This is a genomic window from Bradyrhizobium sp. McL0615 (genome assembly GCF_049993905.1).
Classification (GTDB): domain Bacteria; phylum Pseudomonadota; class Alphaproteobacteria; order Rhizobiales; family Xanthobacteraceae; genus Bradyrhizobium.
In genome coordinates, this window is the sequence record NZ_CP188254.1 from 3,644,875 (window position 1) to 3,668,353 (window position 23,479).

Here is a 23,479-nt window from a genome sequence, read left to right on the forward strand (position 1 = left end):
CGGAGCGAGATGGAAAATCTCAGTTTTCAACACCGGGCTCGCGGGCGTGCCGGCGGCAGCAGGCAGAACGCAATTGTCGGCGTGGTCGCCTCGGGAAATCTGGAAGTGCTTGTTGAGCGCACGCTGCCGGATGCGGAATGCCGGCTGGAAATCAAGACTGCGGCCGTGGGCTTCGGAGAGGTCTGGACCGCCGTCATCGGCGATTTCGTCGAGCGCTATTCGCCCGGCGGCCTCCGGTTCTCCATCAATGACGGCGGTGCGCGCCCGGACACGGTGTCGCTTCGCCTGGCGCAGGCGGTTCGGTTGATCGAGGAGGACGGCCGATGACCGCTCCGCTCAGGCACGTTGCTCCGGCCGGACGTATCGGCACAACCAGCTTTAATGAAGCATCGGCGCGCACAAGGGTGGAACTGCTGCTCGATCCCTGCAGCTTTGTCGAGTTCATCGGGCCGGAAAAGCGCGAAATCAGTCCGCACCTGAGGATATTCGATCTTCCCGAGCAGTTCGATGACGGCATCGTCGTCGGGCATGGCCGCCTCGACGGTTCGCCGGTTTTCATCGCCGCGCAGGAAGGGCGTTTCATGGGGGGCGCCTTCGGCGAGGTGCATGGCGCCAAGTTGACGGGGCTGCTGCGCGCTGCGCGCCAGATCAGGTCAACCCCGGTATTGATCCTGTTCGATACGGGTGGTGTCCGATTGCAGGAAGCCAATGCCGGCGAACTTGCCATTGCCGAGATCATGCGCGCGGTGATGGAAGCGCGCACCGCCGGCGTGAAGGTCATCGGTCTGATCGGTGGGCGCGCCGGATGCTACGGCGGCGGCGGCTTGATCGCGGGCTGCTGCTCCGCGCTCGCGGTGTCCGAACCCGGGCGCATAGCGGTGTCGGGCCCCGAGGTCATCGAGACCAATCGGGGCGTTGAGGAATTCGACTCCCGCGATCGCGCCCTGGTCTGGCGCACCATGGGAGGCAAGCACCGTCGACTCCTCGGCGCCGCCGACGTCTTCACCGACGATGCCATGCAGGATTTTCGCGAGGCCGCGCTCGACCTGCTCGGCCTCGTCGGCTCGTTTGGTCTCGACCAGCTGAAGGCCGAGCAGATGCGCCTTGGCGACAGGTTGCGACGCTTCGGTGCTTGCGAAGATGCCATCGACATCTGGACGGCGGAAGGCATTGCGCATGCGGAAACGGTTCCTGAATTGTCGGCCGACCAGTTTATCGCGCTCGCCAATCGGATCGGGAGGACCAGCCGTGACGCTCGATAACATTCTCGCCTCGCTCTTCCCCGGTGGTCATGACGTCAGAAGCGCCAACGGTGTCATTGTCGGCTCGGCGGTGTTGCGATCCGGCGCCAGGACGCTGGTCACTGGCGTTGCGGATCGAACCGCCGTCGGCGTCGATGAAGCCATCCGACTTTCCGGATACGTCCTGGACTCCCTCGATCGGGGAAGCGGGCCGATCCTGGTGCTCGTGGATAGCGACAGCCAGCGGATGAGCAAGCGTGACGAGCTGCTTGGCCTGAACGAATTCCTGTCGCATCTCGCGAAGGTGTTGATCTATGCGGACATGAATGGCCGCCCGACCGTCGGCCTTCTGTACGGGCACTCGGCTGCTGGCGCGCTGCTTGCGACCGGGCTCGCAACCCGCGTGCTGGTGGGGCTGCCTGGCGCTACCCCCGCGGTGATGGATCTGCCGTCGATGGCGAAGGTTACCAAGCTGTCGATCGAGACACTGCAGGAAAAGGCCAAGTCGACACCGGTCTTCGCCCCCGGCCTGTCCAATCTCGCCCTGATGGGGGCCGTTCACATGGTCTGGAACAATGCCGCCTCACTCGCTGATCAAATGGAGGCGCTGTTGGCCGACATGCCGGCCGCGCCCGATCGGCGGGATGCGCTCGGCAAGGAGCGTGGCGGCCGCTTGAAGGCCGCCGATATCGCGGAGCGCGTTCGTGAACTGGCCCTGCAAACCCGCTGAACGTCCGATCGGTCGTCACGACCTGGTCTTCGTCAGTCCAGAAGGCTGGCGCGCGATGCTCGCCACGCGCGGCGAACTCGCGGCCGATCCTCTTGTCGCGCGCTGGTCGGACAGGGGATGGCCTACGATCAGGCGGCGCGCCACGCCGGGCGAGGCATCCGGCGTGGCCTTGGGCCTGCCGTTGCCGCCCTTTGCCGGCAAGAAGCGGCTCTGCTTTCTCCTGCAATCCGACGATGTCACTTCGATTGCGAGGCCTCCCTTGCTGAATGACGTACGCGCGTCGGCGCCGCGCTCCTGGTGGCCCGCGCTTGACCGTCTCGACGAACTCGCGTTCCGCCACTCGGTGGATGCGCGGGCATTTGGAAGCCTGGCGTGGCTGGCACTGACGGGACTCGACTACCTGACCGACCGGTCCGACCTCGATCTCTTGCTGGATGTCGGTCGTGATACCGATCTCGATCGTCTCGTCACCGATGTGGCGGCGATCGAGACCAACGCGCCGATGCGGCTCGACGGCGAGCTGATGCGTGAGGATGGCGCTGCGGTTAACTGGCGCGAGCTCCACGCTGGCGCCGGAGAGGTCCTGGTCAAGAGCATCGAAGGTGTCCACCTGCTGGACAGGGACCTGTTCATCTCGGAAAGGACGAGATCATGACCATCGCGCTCGCGCGAGGTGTGGGGCGGGCCCTTCCGAGCCAGGCGCAAATACCTTGCGATGTCGCTGCGATCGGCGATAGCGCTGCCCGATGTCTTGTCATGGAATTGGAAACCTGGCCGAAGCCGGGGCTCGTGAGCCACATCGACACTGGCAGTCATAATGACATGGATGCCGGCACGTTTCGCCACAGCGCTGCAGCTATCAAGCCCTATTTCCAGCGTCTCGCCGATGCGGCTGCGCATGGTTGCGGCATGGGGCGGCTGAGGATCATCGGCCTCGAGGCTGAAGGTGCAATGCTCGCGGCGACGTCCGGGGTCAACACGCATCGCGGCGCGATCTTCGGGCTCGGCCTGTTGTGCGCGGCGGCCGGTGCGAGAGCGGGCGAACTGGTCGATCCCGTGCTGCCGCTGGGCGACGCCGTCGCACAGCTCTGGGGCGCCAGCATACTCGATGGTCCGGTGTTGCTGCGCAGCCATGGCAGTGAGGCTCGCCGCCGTTTTCACGCAGGCGGTGCGCGCCTCGAGGCTGCCGAGGGATTTCCAAGCATCTACCAGATCGGCTTGCCGGCCCTGCGGAGTGCGGCGCGCGTCAACCCCAACGACGCGGAAGCCGCCCGCGTTGAAGCGTGCTTCGCCCTGATTGCCTCGGTCGAGGATACAAATCTGCTTCACCGCGGCGGCCTCGAGGGCCTTCGCTTTGCGCGCAGCGCCACGCGGCGCTTCCTCGACAGCGGCGGTGTGCGCAGGCCTTGCTGGCGCACCCGGGCGCAATCGATCCACGAAAGCTTCGTCGCCCGGCGTCTCAGCCCGGGTGGGTCGGCCGACCTGCTTGCCATGACGCTCTTCGTTGACGCTCACGACAGGCCAAACCCATGACGTCCAATGCAATCGTGATGGCGCTGGTGCCGGTCTTCTTTGTCCTGTTGCTCGGGTTTTTCGCCGGAAGGTTCCGCATCGTCGACGGCCATCATGTCGACGGTCTCAACGCGCTCGTGATGAATTTCGCGGTGCCGGCGTCACTGTTCGCAGCGACCGCCTCGGCCTCGCGGAGTCAGATGATTGCGCAGGCCCCGCTCTTTCTGGCGTTCGGCCTGACGATGCTGCTGCTTTATTTCGCCTGGTATTGGTCGGCGCGCAGGTTCTCCGAGGCGACCAGATCCGACGCCTCGCTACAGGCCCTGACGATCGGCTTCCCAAATCTTGCCGGTGTCGGTCTGCCGGTCCTGTCGTCCGTGCTGGGGCCGGGCGGCACCGTCCAGGTTGCCGTCGCGCTGGCCGCAGGCTCTATCCTCATTAGTCCGCTCACGTTGATCGTGGTGGAGATGAACGCCAGCAGGGCGGGTGGTGCGGAAATGTCGGGACGGCAGGTTCTGACGGCAGTCCGGCGCGCGCTCACCAAGCCGGTCGTCCTGGCGCCCGCGCTCGGGATTCTGCTTTCGTTGTCGGACCTGGATCTCGACGCACTTGCGCATGCCTGCCTCGCACTGATCGGGAATGCGGCCGCCGGGGTAGCGCTGTTCCTGACTGGCCTCATTCTATCGGCGCAATCGTTCCGACCTGATTGGAGAGTCGTTGCCGCGACGGCAGCATCGGACGTCATTCGGCCGTTGCTGGCCGTTGCGGTCGTCTACGTTTTTCGGGTGGCGCCGGACACGGCGAAGACGACAATTCTGCTCGCCGCGGTGCCGTCGGGCTTCTTCGGTATTCTGTTTGCCGTCAACTATCGGCTGGATCCCGCGACGGTGGGTTCCATGGTCATCGCGAGCACCGGATTCAGCGTCGTGACCATGGCGATTGCCATCGCCATCCTTTTCTCCCACTAGGCAACGTCAATGGCGCTTGCAATTTTGTGCTCGGGACAGGGCCGGCAACATCCGGACATGTTCGCGCTGACGGCCGATGCGCCGGAAGCCGCGGGCCTGTTTGCACATGCGGCGAAATTACTGGGTGGCAAGGATCCTCGCGATTTCGTTCGCGGCGGGTCCGATGAAGCCTTGCATCGCAACCGTGCCGGCCAGATCCTGTGCACCTTGCAGGCGCTGGCCGCCGCAGCCGCGCTCGGCGTTGACATACCCCGCGGCGCCATCGTCGCCGGCTACAGCGTTGGTGAGGTCGCGGCCTGGGGCGTCGGAGGTCTGCTCGAAGCCACCGACACGCTCGATCTCGTGGCACGCCGGGCGGATGTTATGGATGCCGCCACGCAGGCCGGCGATGGGCTGATATTCGTTCGTGGACTTTCCCATGAACATATCGATCGCCTGTGCGAGCACTACGGCGCAGCGGTCGCCATCGTCAATCCGGGCGATGCTTTTGTGATCGGCGGAGGCCGTGAGGCGCTGCAGGCGATCGCTGGAGAAGCCAGGTCGGTGCACGCTGCGAGGGTCGTCCATTTGCCGGTCGAGGTTGCCTCCCACACCAGGCAGCTCGCCGCCGCGTCGGCGGCGTTTCGGGAGAGCTTGGGTCTGGTATCTCCGACATTCCCACCGGCGGAGGGTAGCCGCATCCTGAGCGGCATCGACGGCGCGCCGGTCATCTCGGTTGAGGCCGGCCTCGACAAACTGGCAGCGCAGATATCGCAAACGGTGCAGTGGGCAAATTGCCTACAAGGCTGCATCGAAGCGAGCGCCACGGGCTTCCTGGAACTCGGGCCGGGGCATGCGCTGAGCGCGATGGTCGCGGACGGCTGGCGCGACCTTCCGGCACGATCGCTGGACGATTTCAGGAGCCTGCAAGGCGTGCGTGCCTGGCTTGCGCATCATCTCGGCAGCTAGAGCGCACCGTATAACCCGGTCGCAAAAAAGGGGCCGTCCTTCGGGGGAGGACGGCCCCAGGAGGCTCGCATGCCCGGGAGGGGGAGGCAGGAGCCGTAGTTAAGCGCTTGCACCTGGAGCATCGTCGATCGGGCGGACAAAGTATTTCGTAAGCGGAGCCTGTTTCTCACTTCGCATGATTCACGCTGCTCTTCCCGCACGATGCGAGTCGATGCTTTGCTGGCCGAAGCCCGCTCGCCGAAGGCTCGGGACCGGAGGCAGTTCGTTCCGCCTGGCGCATCGCCAGCGCGCCGGCGTATCGCCCGTGATGCGCTTGAAGACGGTCGAGAAATGCGCTTGCGTGCAGAAGCCTACGGCGAGCGCGACCTCGGCCAAAGGCATCTCGGTATTCGCCAGCAGCGATTTCGCGTGTTCGATGCGCTGATGGAGGAGATATTCGCGTGGTCGATATCCCGTCGCAGCCCGAAACTGCGCCGCAAAGTGCATGCGGGACAGGCCTGCGACCTTGGCAAGATCCGACAGGCTGATGCAGCGGTCGAAATGCGTCTTGACATGCTCCTCGACGCGCCGGAGCCGCCATTTCGGCAACGCATTGACTTTCGTGGACGGCAATTCGCGCCGCGCAACATGCATTGCCAGTGTCTGACCGATGCAACGCGCAAATTCCTGGTCGGTGGAGTTGCCGTGTTCAGTCAGCGCTTTTGCCAGCTGATCGGCGAACGGATCGCGCAACAGGACAAGGTCGTTCAGGCCTTCGGCCGTGGCGAACTCCGTTCCCGATTGCGGCGATGGAAAGCAATTGGCAGATATGTGGAAGTGCAGGAAATCGCACGGCGCATGGAACTGCGCACTGAGCTGCTTCGACGGTGCGCCGACATACAGCGTGCCCGCTGGCATGATGCCGTCGAAGACGGTTTGGTTGCCCCTGCTCAGCTTGAGACGCGTCGTCTTCAAGGCGACCGAGAAGAAGTATCGGTCGGCAGGCGTTGTCGCTTCCTCCTGCCGGACGACAGTTCCCGCATAGCTCCAGCGCGAAATCGTGATGTCCTCGGCCGCCGCACCGACGCTTTGCTCCGGCCGCCGCCATTTTCGTTCGTGGGGAAACGCATGCGTCTCCTGGGGGAAGTCCGGTTCGCAGTGGCTGTCTTGATAGCTCAACCAGGCGCCGGCGGATTGCGTGTCGGTGAGCATTTGTTCGTCCTTTTTCTTTGAGTCTTGCTGCCGTCGTGGCGTCTGCCGGACTGCCGAATGCAACAAGTCGATGATTGGACGATAGGCCTGCCCCCGCCGCAAAGCTCGTTATCGATGCTAAAACAGTGTTAGATTTTGCAAATGCACAGAGCGCGAGCACATGTCGTGAAATGACCATTAGATAAAATAAATCAGATGCTTGCGGCTCTAATTCCGCCGTTGCCGGGTTGTTAAAATGCTGCATAACGCAAATGCGATGACAGGCGGGGCGCAGCGCCTCTCACCTGATCGCGCTGGCTTGAGCGGATTTAGGGAATGCGCGGAGAGGCGTCGATGCCGGGGGTGAGGCCGGGCTCGAGTTTCGCCGCCGAGGGAATTGCAGGCTCCCGCGAATAGGGGAGCGCTTGCCCTTCCGGGCGTCGTTGGGACGTGCCCTGCAGGCAGTTCGCACGCGGCGGATGCCCTTCTCCGAACAGATCGGATATGGGATCGGCGAGGGTGGCACGGAGTTGGCCAAACCAGGTTTGATGATGGCTGGCGTCGGGCTCCCGGATCGTTACCGTTGCCGTCATGCCGGAGACAAGTGGGACATCCGGCGGCACGGTGTCGATGGCAACGCGAACCGGCACGCGCTGCGCAAGGCGAACCCAGGTGTAGATGGGATCGACGTTGGGCAAGCCTTGTGTGCCGGCGGCGGCGTTCGACACGCTGACGCCGCGAGTCACCGTCTTTACGTGGCCCAGAATCGGCTTGCCGTAGCCAACCAATTGCGCCTCAGCGCGATCGCCGACGCAGACACGCGCCATCTTGGTCTCTTCGAAATAGCCGTCGATCCAGAAACTGCTGGAATCGATGACGGAGAGGTTGCTCACGCCGGTGACGGCGTAGTCGCCAACCCGCAGCAGAAGGTTGGTGACGTAACCGTCGACGGGACTGACCACATTGGTCCGCTTCAGGTTCAACTCCGCCTGTGCGAGTTGGTGGGCTGCCGCCTCAAAGGCAGCTTTCGCCTGGATCGCGTTGCCTGCATAGACCTGCTGCTCCTCGGGCGTCGTGGCCAGACTGGACAGGTGTTGGCGGCGGACGGATAAGGCTTGCTTCACTTCCAGATCTGCTGCCCGCTGGTCGAGCAGCGCCTTGCCGACGCGCACCGCCACGTCGAAGTCGAAGGGGTCGATGACATAGAGGAGGTCGCCCTTGTGGACGAACTGGTTGTCCGCCACTCGCAGCTCGACGATCTTGCCCGATACCTGTGGCGCGACGTTGGCGACCTGGACGCGGACACTGCCGTTCCGCGTCCAGGGCGCAGTCACATAATGCTGCCACGTCGCCACCGCGATCAGGATCGCGACAAGCGCGATCCCGACCGTCGCAAGATGCTTGCCGGCCACGGCGGCAAACCGTTTGATGGTTTCACGCTGCGGCATCGCAGAAGACGCCGCCTGCGCCGGCGGCTTGCCGCCTTTCAAACGCTCGAGTGCTGGTATCGCGAGCCGCGGGCTCCGACAGGATGGGGCGATCGACGACACCACCGGCGCTGGCTTGCGCTCCGCTTGACGTTTCGCCGTGGAGCGGTGCGATGCGATCTCGGGGCAGGGCAGTTTCCATGCTTTTCTCCCTAGAAAAACAGCCCGAGCAAGCCGAATATCGCTACGTAGAGGCTGAGTTCGGCCAACGACGGGTTGCTGAAAAACCTGGAAAATCCAACAATGTGCAGCAGAGGGCGCAGCAGCAGGAACATCAGCAGCGCCATTGCTGCGTAAGTGACGATGGGGGCAATGAGGACGCCACCAAGGACGAGTTCCCGATAAGTGTGCGTCATGGCTGCTTCCTTTGGCTTGAGCGGGTCGCGGGTTGCGAAGGGGCAAGCGCGACGCTTGCCAGAACGAGTTCGGCAATGGCCGAATTGGCGAACCGATTGCTTTCGGCGGCTGCATGGCGCAGTGCCTCAGCAGCCACCAGGATTGCTTGTCCGTTCCGCAAGGTGAGGGCGTCTTGTGCGGCGCGCGCCGCATCGGCGAGAGGGCTGGCCGCCAGCCGTCCCAATTCGGCACTGCATCGTCGCAGTATCGCCGCCCGGTCGAAGCAGCGCATGGCTTCGACAACAACCTGATCGTTGCACGCGGAGGTGTCGTTCGCCGTCATGATCTGCTCGATTCGCGCCGCATCGCGGAACGCGGCTTCTTCAAGCGCAAGATGACGGCTTTGCCCTGCATTCATGCCGCTCAGCTCGGTACGGGCCTCACCCACCAGCAGCCGGATCCGACGATCACCGGACAGGGAAGGGAGCAGGAGCTGCGCCGCAAAGACCAGGACCGAAGAGAGGCAGGCAAAGAGGCACGTAACCAGAAACACCTCCGGATCGTAGCTCTGCGGATTGTTTGGCGCGAGGACGGCAAGCGTGAAGACCAACGTGAGGCGGCCGAGCGATGACAGCGTGCGGTTTGGCAGCGAGATCAGGAGTGCCAGACCGATGATGACAGGGGCCAGACCGATCGCCAGTAACTGAAACTCGGATACGCCGTTGAAGACGAAGTATTTCAGGATGCCCGCCAGCAGGCATGCGATGGGCATCGCGATAACCGCCAGTATCGTGAAGCCGCGTAGATCGGGTGCGGTCGAACCGAGGGCAATAATAACTGCGACAAGCGATAGACAGATCTCGGTGGTCGGCCAACCCGCCATCACAAAGAAGATTGCAGCCAGCGCGAAGTAGATCGCTGCTCTCACGCCACCTTCGGCTGCGATGCGACGCGAGCGGTACAAAGGCGCCCGCCATTGCCGGATCGGGTCCGTTCCGGCCCGCAGGGCATCGAGGGTGCTGCGCACGTCCGTGTTCTTCCGGATGATCTCGCTCCGGAGCCAGACCCGGCACATTTTTATCAGGCCAGACGCGTCGATATCCCGGTCCGCAGGTCGGCCCGTCGTGGATGTTGCCGGCAACGCCGCAAGCGCACGGGTGAGGAACAACACGCTCACGAGATCCACCATCGCGGAACGCGCGGCTGCGCCTCTTGCCGCTCCGCTACTCGATTCCGCGGCAAGGCTCGCAATCTCCGGACGCAGGGCTGCAATATCGCGTAACATGCCTGCCGCGATCGTCGCGGATGAAACCTCGCCGCCGACGATATCTTGGGCGAAGCCCATGACCCGATGATGCAGCGCGTCGAGGCGGGCAGCGAGAACCGGATGGTAATCCGGCGCGGCGAGAGTGTCGTTGACCAGGGCCACCGCAAGAACGCCGATGGCGATGGCGGCGCCTCGTGCGACGCCGCTCGGGAACACTTGCAACGGGCTGTCGATCTGCTGAACGGCGATCAAGGCGACGGTGGTGCAGCAGAGCGCCGCCGCATAAGCGCGATTGCCGTCGAGCATCCCGGCTGCATACACACAAAGTCCGATCCAGATGCTGAAGACGGCGAGCAGGAGACCTCCGGTTTGGGAAAAGGTGCCGGCGATCGCGATCGACGCAGCGACACCGATAAAGGTTGCGAGCAGCCGATAGCCCGCCTTTTCGAAGCCTTGGCCGCGGGTGGGCAGCGCCAGGATCGCCACCGTGATTGCAGCCGAGGAGGGGGAGTCAAGCTGGAGCCAGAAGCTGGCATAGAGGGCGACAAGCGACGCCAGCCACACGCGGATCGCGAAGGCCCAGGAGCTCCCAGGAAATCCGGCGAGGACCAAGGGCCGCGCTTTGGTGACGGTACTGGTGGCGTTCGTCTGCATCGAGCATCATCCGCTGGCACAGCGGCTTGGGGCCTCTGTCACGTCGTGAAGTCGTCAACAGTATGAGGTTGCGGTCCGCGCCGGTATTTCCAGTCCGCCAGCCTACTTACAAGAATGCACGCCGGGTTCGGCAAAGCCGCCCGTAGTGCTTACCGACTAAAGATGAACTATCGCGGCGCGAGACCCGTTACGCCGCTTCGCGGCAGCGGATGATTTTTCCGTCGCAGGTGGTGTTGCTTTCAACTTTTTCATCCTCGTGAACGCTACGCGGCAGCGATGCACACGAAGAAACCGTCGATCGAACAAGCGACGATGGGAATTCGAAAGAGTCGAACACAGGACGGCGTTAGGTTCAAGGATGAGAGATCCGCTCTCTTGGAATGACGTAATCACCGGAGGAGGCTATGATGAAATTCCACGCACTGCTGCTCGCTCCAGTCTTTGCATTCGCATTTGCGGCGCCTGCATCGGCGCAAGCGGTCGTCGACAATCCCGGGCTCTGTGCACAATTCTATCCGGATGCAAATTGCGATAACTATGGGCCTGGCAATCCCTACAACGGAAGATATTCCAGTCGCGGTCTTCCGGCCGCCAACGCGTTCATGGCTGCTCCGGCGTGGCACCCATCCCTGAAGAAGCACCACGTCCACTAAGCGATATGCGGACTGGTGACGGACGCGTCTGTATTGGCTTTGACATCGGTCTGATCAATCTAGAATGGACGATCTCTCGCAGAACGGTGGCCGCCTTCGCGCAAGACGGCCATCGGGCTGCGCGTCGGTCGCTTCGGCGCGAATTTTCAGACTGTCATATTTTTGTCATGCGTCGGCGCGACGGGCTTATTCATCGCCAATCATGTGATGCTGCTGTTTGCGGTCAGATCGGCCATGGTTAAACCCAGCCCCCATCGACTATGTAGTTCTGATTGGTGCAGGCGCCGCTGTCATCGGCGGCGAAGAAGAGGACGACGCGGGCGATGTCGTCCGGCATGAGCTTGCGCTTAAGGCATTGGCGCTGCATGATTTCGGCCTCGCCTTCGGGCGTCAACCACAGATCCTGCTGCCGCTCGGTCATGATCCATCCCGGCAGGATGGAATTGACCCGCACCTTGTTCCGCCCAAGATCGCGGGCGAGCGCACGGGTTAGGCCCTGAACAGCGGACTTGGCGGTGATGTAGCAGGGCATGTTGCCCTGGCCGATCACCCAGCTCACCGAGCCGATGTTGACGATCGAACCGCCCCCTGCCTGGATCATGTCCGGGGCGACCGCCTGGGCGCCAAAGAACTGATGTTTCAGGTTAACGGCGATCCGCTCGTCCCAGTATTCCGGCGTGACGTCCTCGATCGCGTGACGGTCGTCGCGGGCCGCGTTATTGACCAGGATGGTGATCGGCCCGAACGCCTCGCGGACGCCGGCGACCGCGCGTCTCAGGGCGCCGATGTCGCGCAGGTCGGCGTGCTCGAAGTGCGCGCTGGCATGCGCCGGCAGGCTGGCCAGTAGCTGCTTTGAAGCCCTCACATCGATGTCGATGAAACCGACCCGCGAGCCCTGGCCGACGAACTGGCGGACGATGGCCTCGCCGATACCGGAAGCGCCGCCGGTCACCAGTACGGTCCGGTCCTTGAGGCTTGGATAGATGGCGCCCTGCATTGACATTCTCTCGGTTTGTGCCTTCCGGCGTCGGTTGCGTTGCTGCGGCTCAAACAAAGCCGCAGCTCCCGGTGTTCACTCGGTCGCTTCCAGGTGGTTTCGGTCCACGACCCGCAACGTCCGTCGCACCATGCCGTCGACAATTGCGGCCGACTCACTTGGACGCACATATATTGCAGTGGAGTTCAACAGCCACGGCAATACCGCCTGGTCAAGCCGCTCCTTATAGGCGCGGCGCATCACGTCAAATGCCTGCAGGCCGGGGCCCGCCAAGATGACATGGTGTGGGCGCAGCACCGATATCGTTGCGGCGACCGCCTCTGCAAGCGCGCGACCTGCCTGCTGGAATAGGTGCTCGAGGCGGGGATCGCCGCCCAGTGCTCGTTCGCGCAGCAGAGCCATCTGTGCCTCGGACGGCTGCTGCGACTCCGCCGGCGGCAGGTCGAGAAAGGTGCGGGCGTCGCGGTAGAGCGCATAGTCGGCAAGATAGGCCTCGATGCAGCCGCGCTGGCCGCAGCGGCATTGCGGACCGTCGGGCGCCAACTTGACATGGCCGATCTCGCTGCCGGCGCCCCAGCGCGCTTCACCGTCGACAACGACGCCCATGCCGATACCGTGGCCGACCATGATTGTGGCTGAGAGGCCCTGCGCCAGTGCCGGTTCCGCGGCTGCGAGGGCCAGCGCAACTGCGACAGCGTCGTTCGCCATCACCACCTCGACCCCGAACGCCTGTCGTGTCGGGGTCGCCAGATCGACATCGGTGACCGACAGCGCAGGACTCCACAGATGCCGGCCGGTGTCGGTGTCCACGATGCCCTGCAGCGCAATCCCGATTCCCAACAGCTGATGGCGCGGCGTCGCCGTCGCATCAAGCATCGCATTGATCTGGGCGATCACGAGATCGCACAGCGCGCCTGCATCGAGAGCGCGCGTCGGCAGTGTGAGTCGCGACTGGGCCAAGCCAGAGCCCCTGAAATCCGCGATCAGCGTCTCAATCAGGTTCATGCGTACAGAGATTGCGATGATGCGCCCAAACTCCGGGTTCAGGGTCAGCAGCACGGCCGGCCGGCCACGGCGACGGCCATTCAGCCCGTCCGCATCCTCTTCGTCGGTATTGTCCGACCACGAGGTCGCCGCTGTCTCGGTCTCGGCCTCGCACAGGAGTTCTTCCGCTATCAGTCTCGACGTTAGGCCCGAAATGGCGGGGAAGCTCAGCCCTGTACTACGCGCGAGTTCCACACGCGGCAACGGCCCCTGACGTCGCAAGACTTCGACGAGGCGGCCGCGGTTCGAAAAGCGAGCCGTGCTCGAAAAACGTCTCGGCGGCTCAGTCTGGTCAACCATATTGTCCCTTTAATTCGACAAGTGAAATTAATCAGCGCGCACGGCGATAATGTGATCAAAAAAGCACACTCAGACGCCCTCGTGGTGGGCCATATTTACTATCATCGTACCTCGTGTACTATCTAAACTTGAAGAAGGTGCAAGTACATCCGGAATTGGATGTTTGTCTCTGCGACATTTCTTCGCTGCGTAAATAAAATAAGGCGCAAGAAGCGCTGTACAGCCCCGATACGGGGTGACCAACGGGAGGTGCACATGAACGGATCAATGAAGAAATTGATGGTGGCGCTGCTGGCGACCGCAGCTGCGCTCGCAATGGCCGCGGGGGTGGCGCAGGCCCAGCAGAAAAAGACCATCGCGCTGGTGACCAATGTCGCGGCCGACTTCTGGACCATCGCCGGCCGCGGGCTTGAGAAGGCGCAGAAGGAGCACCCGGAATACAATATCGAATTGATCGTCACCAACGAAGGAACGGCGGCGGGCCAGCGGCGCGTGCTGGACGACCTGCTGGTGCGCGGTGTCGCCGGCATCTCTATCTCCGTAGACGATGCGCCGCATGCAACCGAGGAACTCAACAAGGTCGCGGCCAAGACCGTGTTGATTACGACGGATAGCGACGCGCCGCAAAGCAATCGTCTCGCCTATATCGGCACCGACAACGTCGCGGCCGGGCGGCAAGCAGGCGACGAGATCAAGAAGGCACTGCCGAGCGGTGGCAAGATCGCGCTGTTTGTCGGCACGATGGACGCGGACAATGCCCGCGAGCGGGTGCAGGGTATCAAGGAAGCGATCGCCGGCACCAAGGTCGAGTTGGTCGACGTGTTCACCGACCAGGTAGACTTCGCCAAGGCCAAGGCGAATATGGAGAACGTGCTCGTCAAATATCCCGACATTGCGCTGTTGTCCGGCCTTTGGAGCTACGAGACCCCGCTGATTTATGACGCCGTCAAGGCGGCGGGCAAGGCCGGCAAGGTGAAGATCGTCGGCTTCGACGAGGATCAGCGCACGCTGCGGGGCGTTTCCGACGGCACGATCGAATCGACGGTCGTGCAGCAGCCGTACGAGTTCGGCTATCTCTCCGCAATCAACATCATCAAGACGCTGAACGGCGACAAGTCCTGGATCCCGTCGGGCGGCAAGCTGATCGTGACGACCAAGGTGATTAGCAAGTCCAACGTCGCGGACTTCACCGCAAATCTGAAGGAGCTGCTGAAGAAGTGACTTTCGGCGCCTTCGACGCCCGGCTGCCGCAGCCGCCGGGCGTCGTGCGGGAGGAAACGAATGACGGAAATCCTGTTCGAACTCGTCGGGATCAGCAAGTCTTATCCCGGGGTCATGGCCCTCGACGATGTCAGCCTGCGTGTGTACCGAGGCGAGGTGTTGGGCCTGATCGGTGAAAACGGTGCCGGCAAATCGACGCTGATGCGCGTGCTGGGTGGCGTGATCGCGCCGAGCGAGGGCGTGATCTGCATCGGCGGCACCGACCATACCCGGATGACGGTGAGCGAGGCGACGCAGGCCGGAATCGCCTTCGTGCATCAGGAACTGAACCTGTTCGAGAATCTCGACGTCGCCGCGAACGTCTTCATCGGACGCGAGAAGCTTGTCGGCGGCCCGCTGAAGCTGGTGGACAACGCCGAGATGCGTGCCCGCGTGACGCCGCTGCTGGAGCGGCTGGGCGCCGATTTCACCCCGGACACGCTGGTCGACAACCTGTCCATCGCCGAGCGTCAGATGGTGGAGATCGCCAAGGCGCTCTCGATCGACGCCCGCGTCATCATCATGGACGAGCCGACCTCCAGCCTGACAATTTCGGAGACTGAACGGCTGCTGGAGGTGATTGCCGATCTGAAGGCGCACGGCATCGCCGTGATCTATATCTCTCACCGGCTGGGCGAGATCATGACGTGCGCTGATCGCGTCGTGGTGCTGCGCGACGGGCGCACGGTGGGGGAGCTGGCGCGGGTCGAGCTAAGCCATGCCGCAATGATCCGGCTGATGATCGGCCGCGACCTGAAAGCGCTGCATACGCCGCCGAAGCGGCCGCCGCAGCCGGGCGGCTGCGACATCGTCGGCCTCGTGACATCGGCCTTTCCCGACCGGCAGATCGATCTTTCCGTGCGGCATGGCGAGATCCTCGGACTGGCAGGGCTCGTGGGCGCTGGTCGCACCTCCCTTGCCCGCGCGGCTTTCGGCATTGATCCGCTGCTGGGCGGCGAGATCAGGATCGACAACGCGCCGGTCGATGTCGGTTCGCCGCGGGATGCGATCAGGCAAGGCATCTATCTGATGCCGGAGGACCGCAAGAAATCCGGGCTCGTGCTGGAGCTGCCGATCCGAGAGAACGTGACGCTGGCCAGCCTGCTGAATTATGCGCGGATGTGGCTGGTCAGCGGGCCGGCCGAACGCAAGGTCGCGAAAGAGCAGGTGAGGCGCCTCTCCATCAAGGTGGCGAGCATCGATATGGAGGCCGTGACGCTCTCCGGCGGCAACCAGCAAAAGGTCGTGCTGGGCAAGTGGCTTTCCATGCAGCCGCGCGTGATGTTCTTCGACGAACCGACCCGTGGCGTCGATGTCGGTGCCAAGAGCGAGATCTACGCGCTGATGCGCGAGCTCGCCGACCAGGGCGTCGCGATCGTGATGATTTCTTCGGACATGGAGGAGGTCATTGGTGTCTCCGACCGGGTCGCGGTGATGCATGAAGGGAGCGTCAGCGGCGTGCTGGAGCGCCCGCAGTTCAGCGAATACAACGTGCTGCAACTCGCAATCGGCCAGGCGCTGGAAACCGTGGAAGCGGCTGCGCCATGAACAAGAAGGAACTCGGCCTGGCCCTGCTGCTCGTGGTGATTTCCGCCGTCACGGGCGCGATCAATCCGGCCTTCCTGTCGCTGGTGAACTTGCTGAACATGGCCAATCTGATCGGCCTGTTTGGTGTGTTTGCGCTTGGCGAGGGGCTCGTGATTATCACCGGCGGCATCGACCTCTCGCTTGGCTCGATGTTCGCGCTGCTCGGCGTCGTATTCATTGACCTTCTGACGACTTATGAGGTTCCCTGGCCCGTGGCGCTGCTGGCCGTGTTGCTGGGCGGGCTGGCGCTTGGAGGAATTCAGGGTTTCCTCATCACCCGGCTGAAGATGCAGCCCTTCATCGTGACGCTGTGCGGATTGCTGATCTATCGCGGCGCCGCCCGCTACTATACGAGCGACTCGACACGCGGCTTCGGTTACGGCGACGAAGCCGGGGCACTGAGCAACATTGCTTCCGGCAATGTGGCGGGCATCCCGAACACCTTCATCCTCCTGATCGTCCTTGCGCTGGTCCTCGGCGTGGTGCTGCACCGCTCGGTCTACGGGCGCTGGTTGTATGCCGTCGGCAAAAACGAGGAGGCGGCGCGCTTCTCCGGCATCAGCACAAATATCGTGATCGCAACCGCTTATATCATCAGCGGCGGGCTCGCGGGAGTTTCGACCGTCTTGTTCGTGTTCTACACGAACTCAGTCTCTCCGAGCTCCTTCGGCAACTTCTATGAGCTCTACGCGATCGCGGCCGCCGTCCTGGGTGGATGCAGCCTACGCGGTGGCGAGGGCTCTATTCTAGGTATCGTGCTGGGGACAGCGCTGCTGCAGGTGCTGCAGAACCTTGTGAATATCCTGGGCATCCCCAACTCCCTGAACTTCGCGGTGATGGGGACGGTGATTCTGTTAGGCGTGCTGGCGGATCAGCAATTACAGGTGCGTCGGCGGCGCAAGATCGCGCTCGCCGGCCTGGCTCGCGCAGCGCCGAAATCGACACTTGTGCAAGGACAGCAGAACGCGTCACCGCACGCGGCGGCTGTGTTGCCGGCGAGAACGGGCGACCAAGTATGACAGATCCAAGCTCCAGTTGACACGAAGCCGCTCGTCGGCGGCCGCTGGGGAGGAGCACGTTCCAGGCTCGAGGGCTTTGGGCAAGGACGTGAGGCAAGAATTACAAAGCCTGGGACGGCGGGAGGACGAGAAAAATGTTGCGCAGGTTTGTGAATACCGCATGTGCGTTCGGTGTGGGGATTGCTTTCTCATCGCTGTTAAGCGGTGCAGTACATGCGGCCGACTTTTCAACGAAGGCTGCTCCTGTTCCTTATGCTGCGGCCGATGATTTCTGGACGAGACCGTATCTGTTCGGCGATCTCGGCAGGACGAAGCTGAAGGAGCAGGGCATCGATATCGGCCTGACGCTGGGTGACGAAGCCGTCGGCAACCTCACGGGTGGAAGCAGGAACACCGCAGCCAACGCTGGTCAGTTGTGGTTTGGCGCGAAGTTCGATCTGGCGAAGCTTGCCGGCATCCCCGGCGGCACCGTCGGCCTCACGCTGGTCGATCGCTTCGGCAAAAATCTGAATACCGAAGCGGACATTCCCGCCTTGCAGCTGACCAACGAAGTGTTCGGCCGCGGCAATATTCTGCGCCTGACACAGCTCTACTATTCGCAGAAGCTTTTCGATGACCGCCTCGAACTCAAGGGCGGCCGTCTTCCCGTCGGCTCCGACTTCTTCTTCGGTCTATGCGAGTTCATCAACCTGACCTTCTGCGGCGGCCAGCCCGGCAACATCCAGGGCGGGTACATCTATAACTGGCCGGTGAGCCAGTGGGCCGGTGTCGTCCATTACCAGCTGGCCCCGGAATTCACTATTTCGGTCGGCGTCTACGATGCCAATCCAAATTACCTGACGACGTCAGACTCTGCCATCTACTTCTTGCCGGGAATCCCCGCCTCGAGCCGCGCCAGTGGCGTGATGGTGCCGGTGGAGTTGGTCTGGTCGCCCAAGGCTCCTTTGACCGGGACCTGGAGACTTGGCGGCTGGTACGACAGTGCATCGACCATTGATGGCGGCCTCTCGGGTATCATCACCACCATCCCGGGCGTCGGTGGCGTCCCGGATCAAAATCTCGGAGATCGAAGAGGCCGCTACGGCATTTACGAGTCGATCCTGCAGCGGTTGACCGTTGACGGTCCCGACGCGCAGGGTTGGTATACCTTCCTCAATACCACTGTCGCCGATCACCGGACTTCGTACCAGGATTACCAGATCGCCCTGGGTTTCAGGCATACCGGAACGTTCTCCTGGCGCCCCAAGGACGAAGTCGGCTTCGCGGTGGGCACGACCCACGTGAATTCGGCCGCCTTCGGTCCCAACGCCGGCGGCAACGAAGTTCCGATCGAAGCTTGGTACGGATGGCAGGCGACCGGCTGGTTGAACCTCAAGTTCGACGCGCAGTATGTGATCAATCCCGGCGGGCGCGGCTATAACGCCGCGGGCGTGAAGACCGACAACGCCGTGGTTCTTGGTATGCGCACCGAGGTCCACTTCTGATGCGACGGTAGCCTGTCCAGCCAAACGTTGAGGGGCTCTTACGCGAAAGCTGTGTGCATGACCTATACGGCATGCCAAGAAATGCCATTAGAGCGCGTGCAACATGCGCGCGCTCTTCTGGTCAGGTGCCTCGAGCGTTCGTAGCCCTTCAACGTGGGTTTGTAACGGCGTAGAGCTGACCGCTGCGCCCGCGTTGAGAAGCGGGGCGATCGATTTCAGCATGCAGCGCATCCCTTGACGCGATCAGGCTTCTTGGATTGATTGGCCATCCGACGTCTGGCGTGGCAACCACGCCCGGCGCTACGATCGCGACCCTGACCTCTGTCGTGCCGTCTTCCTATTTGTCGTTGGTACTGTCGACGGCGTGTGTTGAGCGTGTCGCGAAAATGCTTAGAACGTGCCGGGATATGCGCCGCCGTCGATCAGGATGTTTTGTCCGGTGATGTAGCCGGCGTGAACGGAACACAGGAATGCGCAGGTTGCGCCGAATTCATCGGGCGACCCGAACCGTTTGGTAGGATTGGCGGTTCTGATCTCTTCGGTGACCTCGCTGACGCCGCGCGAGGAATTCTTGGCCAGCGCCGCCAGGTTCGATTTCAGGCGATCGGTGTCAAAGGTGCCGGGCAGCAGATTGTTGATGGTCACATTGTGTGCAGCGGTGGATCGCGCGAGACCTGCGACAAAACCGGTCAAGCCGGTACGGGCGCCGTTCGACAGCGCGAGCATCGCGACCGGCGCCTTTACCGCATGTGAGGTGACGTTGACGATACGGCCGAACTTGCGCGCGATCATTCCATCCAGCGTTGCCTTGATCAGGGCGATCGGCGCCAGCATGTTGCCATCGAGGGCCTTGATCCAGTCGTCGCGCTCGAACTTGCGAAAATCGCCGGGCGGCGGCCCACCGGCATTGTTGATGAGAATGTCGGGAGCAGGGCAGGCGGCAAGAATGGCATCGCGGCCTTCCGCCGCGGTCACGTCGGCGATGACCGTCTTGGGGCGGTTGCCGGTGGCGGCCGCAATCTCGTCGGCAGCGCCCTCCAACACCTCGCGGCGTCGCGCGGCGATGACGAGATGGACGCCCTCGCGCGCCAGCGCCATTGCACTTGCCTTGCCGAGCCCCTGACTTGCCGCGCACACGATCGCCGTGCGGCCGTTCAATCCCAGATCCATGGTTCTCTCGCCTCGACCTGCTCCGCTTCTTGCGGCGGATGGTTTGTATGTTTGTCGTTTTCAGGATTTCGGCAGGGGCATGCCGGCAGACCTGGAGCCCCACATGCACAGACTGCTCGGCTCGAAGCCGAATTGCCGCGGCCGGTGCGTCGCCTCGTCCTCGATCTCGTCGACGCCGACAGAATATTCGAACACCATGCCATCCGGCCCCTTGAAATACAGGAAGCGCGCCCCTGAGGTCGGATGCCGGCCGGGGCCGAACACGATCGGCACCCGCTGGCCCGACAGATGATAGTAGGAGCGCAGCACGTCGTCGTTGCTTTCGACCTGGTGGTTGACGTGATGAATTCCCGGCCCGCGTCCCGGCGCCAGCGCGATGGTGTGATGAATGGCGTTGACGCGCATCAGCGCGATATCCCCGATCCGGTCGCTGACGCGGGCGTTGCAAACCTGGGTCCAGAACTGCTCGTCCCGCGTCGGATTGGTCGTGCTGAGGCCGACATGGCTGAAGCCGGTTATGCCGGCATCCCTGGCTGCGAAGTAGCGCTTGCCGCTGCGTTCCGGCCGGACCACAAGTTCAATCTGATTGCCGGTGGGATCCTTGAAGCCGATAAACGCCTTCACCTTGCGTAACGCACATTCGGTCGGCGTGCCGGCATGCACGGGATGGCCCAGCCGATCCAGCGTTGCCGCGGCGGCATCGAGCTTGCTCTCGTCCTCCACTTCGAATCCAACGGTCTGATCGGCGGGGTCGCCTTCGAAATAGCACAAGGTATGGGCCCGGTCGTCAGATCGGAGATAAAGGGCCTTGCCTGACTGCTCGCCGATCTGCAGGCCGAGGCATTTGGTGGCAAAGCTTTCGGCGTCCTCGAGACTGGATGCGCCAAGCCTCACATAGGAGAGGTCCTTGAGCTCGATCATGCCGCTCTCCCTTTCAGAGGATGGGTCATCTGGCTTCGGTCGCCTGCAATTCGGCGATGTCGGTGCATTGGCTGCCCCACTCGCAAAGCGAGGAAGCCTCCATGGTGAATTGTCGGGAACGATGACGCGCGTCGATGTCCCTCAAGCCGTAGCCGTAAGAGAACACGTAGCCTTCGGGACCGGCAAACCGGAGGAATATCTGGCCCGATGCCGGCTCGCGCCCCGGTCCGTGTACGATCTTGATCTGGCGTTCCTGGACGAAATAGTTGTTCTGCATGACGGCATCCATGCTTTCGACGCCGTACGAAACGTAGACCAAGCCCGGCCGGTCCGAAGGATAAAGCGCCACGCGGTGGTGTTTCTCGTCGATGCCGAGATAGGTTACCTCGCCGACGCGGTCGGTCACCCTCGCGCCCAGTATCGACGTCCAAAGCCTGAGGTCGTCCTCGATCGAGGTGCTGCGAAGTCCGACGCCCTGCAATCCAGTGATGCCGGCATCGCGGCTCGGGAAATAGCGGCGGCCGCTTCGGGCTGGCCGCAGCACCAGATCAATCCGGTTACCGGTGGCATCCTCGATGATCAAAGCGCGGCGAACGAAGCGTTTGGCGCATTCCTCTTTCGTCGCTTCCCGCGCGGCAAAGCCGCCATTGGCCAAATCCTTGGCTACCTGGTCGAGTTCTGGCTCATCCGCAATCTCGATGCCGATGCTCGATCGCTGGCTGTCGTCAACCAGACAGAGCGTGTGATAGCGCTCGTCCGAGCGAAACAGGTACGGTTCCAGTTCGTTGGGAACGTGCTGCAGACCGAGGACATCGGCTGCGAAAGCCGCTGCAATTTGCGGCTGGCTGACCGCAAGTCTCACATAGCATAACTGCACGGATGGACGACGCGACGAGGATTCCGCGCTCATGACTTTCGACCCTGCTTGCGCAACTTGCCCGGTATCGCCGACGCCAGATGCTGGCGAACGATGCCGCGCCAGACATTCATCAGCCGCGTGAATTGCTCGGGATCGTTCTCGATCAGCATGCGGACCGAAAATCCGCGCACGGCGCTCAGGGTCAAGGAAAGGACGTCGCTGGCCAATTGCCGGGGGATGCCCGAGGATACCAACGTGTCGAGCCAGGCGGCCTCGATGGAGAAACGCGTTTGCCGCGTGAACTGGTGCGTTTCGCGCCGCAGGCGGCGCGTGCTCTCGTCGCTCATCGCGATGGCAAGCTCGATGAAGAAGTAGTCGCCGAGGAAGAAATCCTGCGCGTCCTTGATGATCTCCGCGATCGGATCTTTGCTGCTCCGCGCCAGTTGGGCCCGGCGCGTACTCTGGGCGAAGGTTACTTCGTTTACGTAGGTCAAGACCGCGACGACCAGGGCGTGCTTGCTCGGAAAATGATGCATCAGGGCGCCGCGGGAAACGCCGGCCACGCTCGCGACCTCGATGGTCCGCAGACCGCCAAAACCCTTCTGGCGGATAAGCTTGGTTGCGGCATCGAGCAATTGCTTGCGGGTGGTTTCGCTGCGTTCCGCCTGGGTCCGGCGCGGCGCATATTTGGGCTCGGATGAGCTTTCCCGGCGCGAGCGCAGCTTCTGCCTTGGGGCAGGGCTCTGCAGCGTTCCGGAGAGGCGCTGTCCCGTCTGCTTTGGGTCTCTAGAATTCGACATAGACACTTTCTTCGATGATTTTGACGGCGAACGTCTGCAGCGCAACCGTGCAAGGCATGCCCGTGGGCTTGCCGCTGGTGACGTCGAAAGTGCCGAAATGCCAGGGGCATTCGACAATCTTCCCGGTCAGGATGCCTTCTTCCGAAAGCGACGCTTCGCCATGCGTGCACAGGTCGGCCGTCGCATAAATCGTTCCGTCGACGTTGTAGACGGCCAACGTGGTTCCGTCCGGCATGGCGGCTGGCCGGATTTCGCCGTCCGGAAAGTCTGCGATGGTACCGATCAGGATATTTTGGTTCATGACATCGATCATAACATCGTGCTGCCACCGTTGACACTGATGACCTGTCCCGTGACGAAAGACGCTTCCTTTGAGGCCAGATAGCAGACCATCGAGGCCACCTCGTCCATTTCACCGGCCCGTCCCATCGGCACCACATCGACGAACCGTTGCAGGGCCTGGTGCGACATCAAGGTGGCTTTCTGGACCTGTGGCGTGTTCACGATGCAGGGTGCAACGACATTGGCCGTGATCCCGTCCTTGGCAAACTCCCGGGCCAGCCCCGTCACCATCGCATGGACGCCGCCCTTTGCGGCGTTGTAGGCCGCGTGATCCCAAAGTCCGTTGCGGACCGAATCGGCGCCGATATTCACGATCCGGCCGTACCCCTTGGCCTTCATGATGCGAACGGCATGCCAAGTGCACCATAGCGCCGTCCATAGATTGCGGTCGATCGTCGTGCGCAGCGTATCGGGTGTGTGGTCGAGGAACGGCTTGATGATGCCGCCACCCGCATTGTTCACGAGCACATCAAGGGTCCCGTGGGTCTCGACGGCCGCCTTGATGAGACCGCCGGCAACCTCTTCCCTCGAAAGATCGCCGGCCTTGATGGTGGGCATGTCATGCCCGGATGCCGCGATATCCTCGGCGACGGATTTGAGACCTTTTTCGTTCACATCCGACAGCACCAGGCGCGCGCCGGCATCGGCGAAATGCCTGGCGATAACGACGCCGATGCCGCTTGCCGCACCGGTGACGACGACAACCTGGTCGGAAAATCGCGAATTCATC

The 23,479-nt window shown here is 62.7% G+C and carries 24 protein-coding genes and 1 pseudogene; 12 read left to right on the forward strand and 13 right to left on the reverse strand.

The genetic code is table 11. The annotated features are described in order from the left end of the window. The first annotated feature begins 9 nt into the window (after window positions 1–9). Genes mdcC through ACPPVP_RS17195 form a run of 7 tightly spaced genes read left to right on the forward strand, consistent with a single transcriptional unit; the run spans window position 10 to window position 5,399 of the window. On the forward strand, window positions 10–327 hold the full coding sequence (gene mdcC, locus ACPPVP_RS17165) for a malonate decarboxylase acyl carrier protein (RefSeq protein ID WP_426536295.1): 318 nt from the start codon (window positions 10–12) through the stop codon (window positions 325–327). Next, on the forward strand, window positions 324–1,262 hold the full coding sequence (locus tag ACPPVP_RS17170) for a biotin-independent malonate decarboxylase subunit beta (protein ID WP_426536297.1): 939 nt from the start codon (window positions 324–326) through the stop codon (window positions 1,260–1,262). The genes mdcC and ACPPVP_RS17170 overlap by 4 nt, the downstream gene beginning before the upstream one ends. Beyond that, complete coding sequence (gene mdcE / locus ACPPVP_RS17175; RefSeq protein WP_426536299.1) at window positions 1,249–1,971, forward strand: biotin-independent malonate decarboxylase subunit gamma; 723 nt, start codon at window positions 1,249–1,251, stop codon at window positions 1,969–1,971. Before ACPPVP_RS17170 ends, mdcE begins: the two co-directional genes overlap by 14 nt. Continuing rightward, window positions 1,946–2,626 (forward strand): malonate decarboxylase holo-[acyl-carrier-protein] synthase, encoded by a 681-nt coding sequence (gene mdcG / locus ACPPVP_RS17180; RefSeq protein WP_426536301.1) that lies wholly within the window; start codon window positions 1,946–1,948, stop codon window positions 2,624–2,626. The genes mdcE and mdcG overlap by 26 nt, the downstream gene beginning before the upstream one ends. Beyond that, window positions 2,623–3,504, forward strand: a complete 882-nt coding sequence (gene mdcB, locus ACPPVP_RS17185) for a triphosphoribosyl-dephospho-CoA synthase MdcB (RefSeq protein ID WP_426536303.1) — start codon at window positions 2,623–2,625, stop codon at window positions 3,502–3,504. Before mdcG ends, mdcB begins: the two co-directional genes overlap by 4 nt. Beyond that, the gene (locus tag ACPPVP_RS17190; protein WP_426536305.1) at window positions 3,501–4,451 is read left to right on the forward strand and encodes an AEC family transporter; all 951 of its coding nucleotides are present in this window, start codon (window positions 3,501–3,503) and stop codon (window positions 4,449–4,451) included. The genes mdcB and ACPPVP_RS17190 overlap by 4 nt, the downstream gene beginning before the upstream one ends. A 9-nt stretch (window positions 4,452–4,460) precedes the next feature. Continuing rightward, on the forward strand, window positions 4,461–5,399 hold the full coding sequence (locus ACPPVP_RS17195) for an acyltransferase domain-containing protein (RefSeq protein WP_426536307.1): 939 nt from the start codon (window positions 4,461–4,463) through the stop codon (window positions 5,397–5,399). 180 nt (window positions 5,400–5,579) lie between these two features. On the opposite strand, the gene ACPPVP_RS17200 is transcribed toward ACPPVP_RS17195, so the two are convergent. The 4 genes and pseudogenes from ACPPVP_RS17200 to ACPPVP_RS17215 form a co-directional block, all read right to left on the reverse strand. Continuing rightward, the gene (locus ACPPVP_RS17200; protein WP_426536309.1) at window positions 5,580–6,590 is read right to left on the reverse strand and encodes a helix-turn-helix domain-containing protein; all 1,011 of its coding nucleotides are present in this window, start codon (window positions 6,588–6,590) and stop codon (window positions 5,580–5,582) included. Between the two features lie 308 nt (window positions 6,591–6,898). Beyond that, a pseudogene (locus ACPPVP_RS17205) lies at window positions 6,899–8,198 on the reverse strand (biotin/lipoyl-binding protein). Window positions 8,199–8,208: 10 nt separating this feature from the next. Then, entirely contained in the window at window positions 8,209–8,412 is a 204-nt protein-coding gene (locus ACPPVP_RS17210; protein ID WP_426536311.1) for a DUF1656 domain-containing protein, read from the reverse strand. Then, complete coding sequence (locus tag ACPPVP_RS17215) at window positions 8,409–10,313, reverse strand: FUSC family protein (RefSeq protein WP_426536313.1); 1,905 nt, start codon at window positions 10,311–10,313, stop codon at window positions 8,409–8,411. Before ACPPVP_RS17215 ends, ACPPVP_RS17210 begins: the two co-directional genes overlap by 4 nt. Window positions 10,314–10,720: 407 nt before the next feature. On the opposite strand from ACPPVP_RS17215, the gene ACPPVP_RS17220 reads away from it, so the two are divergent. Beyond that, entirely contained in the window at window positions 10,721–10,966 is a 246-nt protein-coding gene (locus tag ACPPVP_RS17220; RefSeq protein ID WP_426536315.1) for a hypothetical protein, read from the forward strand. Window positions 10,967–11,204: 238 nt separating this feature from the next. Here ACPPVP_RS17220 and ACPPVP_RS17225 read toward each other — a convergent pair whose 3' ends face one another. Both ACPPVP_RS17225 and ACPPVP_RS17230 read right to left on the reverse strand, forming a co-directional pair. Continuing rightward, window positions 11,205–11,963, reverse strand: coding sequence for an SDR family NAD(P)-dependent oxidoreductase (locus ACPPVP_RS17225; RefSeq protein WP_426536317.1), 759 nt, complete (start codon window positions 11,961–11,963; stop codon window positions 11,205–11,207). 75 nt (window positions 11,964–12,038) lie between these two features. Continuing rightward, window positions 12,039–13,307 (reverse strand): ROK family protein, encoded by a 1,269-nt coding sequence (locus tag ACPPVP_RS17230; protein WP_426536319.1) that lies wholly within the window; start codon window positions 13,305–13,307, stop codon window positions 12,039–12,041. A gap of 255 nt (window positions 13,308–13,562) precedes the next feature. Here ACPPVP_RS17230 and ACPPVP_RS17235 point away from each other — a divergent pair, with 255 nt between their 5' ends. From ACPPVP_RS17235 to ACPPVP_RS17250, 4 genes are all read left to right on the forward strand, one after another. Beyond that, the gene (locus tag ACPPVP_RS17235) at window positions 13,563–14,528 is read left to right on the forward strand and encodes a sugar-binding protein (RefSeq protein ID WP_426536321.1); all 966 of its coding nucleotides are present in this window, start codon (window positions 13,563–13,565) and stop codon (window positions 14,526–14,528) included. Window positions 14,529–14,588: 60 nt separating this feature from the next. Further along, on the forward strand, window positions 14,589–16,115 hold the full coding sequence (locus tag ACPPVP_RS17240) for a sugar ABC transporter ATP-binding protein (RefSeq protein ID WP_426536323.1): 1,527 nt from the start codon (window positions 14,589–14,591) through the stop codon (window positions 16,113–16,115). Beyond that, a complete protein-coding gene (locus ACPPVP_RS17245) occupies window positions 16,112–17,173 on the forward strand; it encodes an ABC transporter permease (protein WP_426536325.1) in 1,062 nt (353 codons plus the stop codon). Before ACPPVP_RS17240 ends, ACPPVP_RS17245 begins: the two co-directional genes overlap by 4 nt. Window positions 17,174–17,307: 134 nt before the next feature. After that, window positions 17,308–18,657 carry a carbohydrate porin gene (locus ACPPVP_RS17250; protein ID WP_426536327.1) on the forward strand — a complete coding sequence of 450 codons (1,350 nt, stop codon included), beginning with the start codon at window positions 17,308–17,310 and terminating at the stop codon, window positions 18,655–18,657. Between the two features lie 87 nt (window positions 18,658–18,744). Here the strand turns inward: ACPPVP_RS17250 and ACPPVP_RS17255 are convergent, their stop codons facing one another. From ACPPVP_RS17255 to ACPPVP_RS17285, 7 genes are all read right to left on the reverse strand, one after another. Next, window positions 18,745–18,879, reverse strand: coding sequence for a hypothetical protein (locus ACPPVP_RS17255; RefSeq protein ID WP_426536329.1), 135 nt, complete (start codon window positions 18,877–18,879; stop codon window positions 18,745–18,747). Window positions 18,880–19,047: 168 nt separating this feature from the next. Continuing rightward, window positions 19,048–19,827, reverse strand: a complete 780-nt coding sequence (locus ACPPVP_RS17260) for an SDR family oxidoreductase (protein WP_426536331.1) — start codon at window positions 19,825–19,827, stop codon at window positions 19,048–19,050. Between the two features lie 60 nt (window positions 19,828–19,887). After that, entirely contained in the window at window positions 19,888–20,748 is an 861-nt protein-coding gene (locus ACPPVP_RS17265) for a VOC family protein (RefSeq protein WP_426536333.1), read from the reverse strand. 25 nt (window positions 20,749–20,773) lie between these two features. Beyond that, complete coding sequence (locus tag ACPPVP_RS17270; RefSeq protein ID WP_426536335.1) at window positions 20,774–21,658, reverse strand: VOC family protein; 885 nt, start codon at window positions 21,656–21,658, stop codon at window positions 20,774–20,776. Further along, entirely contained in the window at window positions 21,655–22,407 is a 753-nt protein-coding gene (locus tag ACPPVP_RS17275; RefSeq protein ID WP_426536337.1) for a TetR/AcrR family transcriptional regulator, read from the reverse strand. Before ACPPVP_RS17275 ends, ACPPVP_RS17270 begins: the two co-directional genes overlap by 4 nt. Further along, a complete protein-coding gene (locus tag ACPPVP_RS17280; RefSeq protein ID WP_426536339.1) occupies window positions 22,394–22,708 on the reverse strand; it encodes a non-heme iron oxygenase ferredoxin subunit in 315 nt (104 codons plus the stop codon). The genes ACPPVP_RS17275 and ACPPVP_RS17280 overlap by 14 nt, the downstream gene beginning before the upstream one ends. An 8-nt stretch (window positions 22,709–22,716) precedes the next feature. Then, a complete protein-coding gene (locus tag ACPPVP_RS17285; protein ID WP_426536341.1) occupies window positions 22,717–23,478 on the reverse strand; it encodes an SDR family oxidoreductase in 762 nt (253 codons plus the stop codon). Window position 23,479: the final 1 nt, after the last annotated feature.